The sequence below is a fragment of the Frankia sp. CoWAU3 genome (assembly GCF_977971855.1).
In genome coordinates, this window is sequence record NZ_CDWWXB010000247.1 from 1 (window position 1) to 2,587 (window position 2,587).

The 2,587-nt window shown below is 71.7% G+C and carries 2 protein-coding genes and 1 pseudogene; 2 read left to right on the top strand and 1 reads right to left on the bottom strand.

The features are described from left to right. Nucleotides 1–135: 135 nt before the first annotated feature. Entirely contained in the window at nucleotides 136–1,356 is a 1,221-nt protein-coding gene (locus AC08ON_RS16440) for an acetyl-CoA C-acetyltransferase (protein WP_476608397.1), read from the bottom strand. A 205-nt stretch (nucleotides 1,357–1,561) separates the two neighbouring features. Between AC08ON_RS16440 and AC08ON_RS16445 the strand changes: the two genes are divergently transcribed. Then, a complete protein-coding gene (locus tag AC08ON_RS16445; protein ID WP_476608396.1) occupies nucleotides 1,562–2,017 on the top strand; it encodes a hypothetical protein in 456 nt (151 codons plus the stop codon). Continuing rightward, nucleotides 2,001–2,587 (top strand): annotated as a pseudogene (locus AC08ON_RS16450) (hypothetical protein); the annotation flags it as partial. The gene AC08ON_RS16445 and the pseudogene AC08ON_RS16450, both read left to right, overlap by 17 nt.

The following is a 2,587-nucleotide window of genomic DNA, read 5'->3' on the forward strand; positions in this document are numbered from 1 at the left end:
ATACACATCCGGAAGATCAACTTTGGTCATGGGCTGCGAAAACTCCAACCAAGATCGAACTATCTAGGAAACTCCCGCTAGCACGGAGCGTCGGTCACGGCAGACCCGGAGCCCGAAAGGTCGCGAACTCCCGGTTCAGGAGAGCCGCTCGACGACCAGCGCCATGCCCTGCCCGCCGCCGACGCACATCGTCTCCAACCCGATGGTCGTGTCGGTGGTGCGTAGTCCGTTCAGCAGAGTGGTGAGTAGCCGGGCGCCGGTCATCCCGAACGGGTGACCGAGCGCGATCGCGCCACCGTGCACATTCAGCTTCGCGACGTCGAGCCCGAGTGCCCGGTAGGTCGGGATGACCTGCGCCGCGAACGCCTCGTTCAGCTCTACCAGGTCGACGTCGTCGATCGTCATCCCCGCCCGGGCCAGGGCCCGCCGGGACGCCTCCACCGGGGCCAGGCCCATGATCTCCGGTGACAGTGCGCTGACGCCGGTGGAGACGATCCGGGCCAGCGGGGTGATGCCGAGCTCGCGGGCCCTGGTGTCGCTCATGACGATGACCGCGGCGGCTCCGTCGTTGAGCGGGCAGGCGTTGCCGGCCGTGACGGTACCGTCCGGGCGGAACACCGGCCTGAGAGCGGCCAGCGCCCGCATCGTGGTTCCCGGCCGGGGACTGTCGTCGCTGTCGATCACCTCGCCGTCGGGCAGCGGCACCGGAATGATCTCCCGCTTGAAGAAGCCGTCCGCGACGGCCCGCTCCGTCAGGTTCTGCGAGCGGCAGGCGTACTCGTCCTGTTCGAGGCGGCTCACACCCGCGAGCTGGGCCACGTTCTCGGCGGTCTGCCCCATGGCGATGTAGACGTCGGGCAGCTCGCCGGCCGCCCGGGGATTCGTCCAGGGCGCGGACCCCGCCCGGGCGCGGGCCGCCGTACGGTCCTGGGCCTCGCAGTAGCGCGGGTTCTGGGTGTCCGGCAGGCTGTCGCTGTTGCCCCTGACGAAGCCGCTGACGACCTCCACCCCGGCGGCGATGAACGCGTCACCCTCTCCCGCGCGGACGGCGTGCGCAGCCATCCGCAGAGCCTGCAGGGAGGATGCGCAGTACCGGGAGACCGTCGTGCCGGGAACGGTGTCGAACCCGAGGCTGACGGCGACGACGCGGCTGATGTTGTGTCCCTGTTCGCCTCCGGGTAGCCCGCAGCCGAGGATGAGATCGTCGATGTCGGCCGGATTGAGGGCCGGAACCTGGTCCAGGGCTGCCCGGACGATGATGGCCGCGAGGTCGTCGGCCCGCATCCCCCGCAGCGACCCCTTGAACGCCCGCCCGATCGGTGATCGGGTTGCGGCGACGACAACGGCCTCGGTCACATGCCCTCCCAGTTCTTGGTGTTCTTGGTGTTCTTGGCGTTCTCGGCGGCAGGGTCGCGGAGGCCGTGGTCCCTGCGGCCAAATGATCAAAACCCTAACGCGGACGAGCGCCCGCGGTCGCGGGTGGCCGAGCCGACGCGGCGAGGGGGACCCGTCGGGTTACGCTTTGATCATCCCGTCGCCAGCGAGCCGGATGGCGTGCCCGATGCGAGCAGACCTTGGTACACCCCGTGATGTCGCGGCCCTCGCCGCGGCCGCGGGCGAGCTGCGCGAGTGCGCCGCACGGCTGCGCCGACTCGTCCCGGAGGTGGCCGGGGTGCTGGCCGGTGCGCGTGCCGCCGACACCCCGCGGGCATGGCGGTCACCGTGGCGGATCCGGTGCGCCGCCCGGCTGGACGACTGGCAGCGGGCGCTCGACGTCAGCGCCGGGGTGCTGCGCGATCGGGCCGGGCTGCTCGACTGGCTCGCCCGGCTGCGCCGGTTCGACGCGTCCGGCGGCGTCGGGAACGACCCACGGGTGTGGATGCTGGCGCACGGACTGGCCACCGCTGGCGTCGAGGGCGATGCCGGGGGGGAGGGAGGATCTGCCCGGGGCTATCGGAGGCTCCGGCGATACCGGCGATACCGGCGACGGCAGGCCCGCCGTGAAGGTTCCGATTGACGAAACCGTTCTGTTCGATCCGGTCCTGCTGGGCGTCCTGTCCGACCGCCTGCGGGCGGCGGGCGACCGGTCGGCCGCCCTGGCCCGAGCCGTCGCCGCGGACGGGGGACGGTTGAGCCGGCTGCCCGGTCCGTTCGGCGGCGTGGACTGGTCCGATCCGCACTGCCTGTTCGGGGAGCGCAAACCGTCCGGTCCGGCTGGCCTGCTCGGTCTGGCTGGCTTGTCCGGACGGGACGACCCCGTCGGGTTCGGACTGCACGCGGTCGCTGTCGGAGCGCCGGCCATGGCGCGCGGCATCGACCGGCGGATGGCGCGTTTCGCCGCGGCCGAGCTGGTCGCCCGCATCGGCACGGATCCGGCGACGGTGACCGTCAATGATCTGACGGCGATCAGCGTTCGGCTGGCCGGCCTGTCCGCGGTGATGCGCCAGGCGGTCATCTCCCGGCTGCGCGGCCGGCCTCTGGCGGTCCTTGCCGCGGTGGCCGCCCGGGCGATCGAAAATCCGAGCCCCGGTATCCTTGGTTACCTGCCGGCGCTGGCCGACCTCACCGACGCCCTGATCGCCGGGGC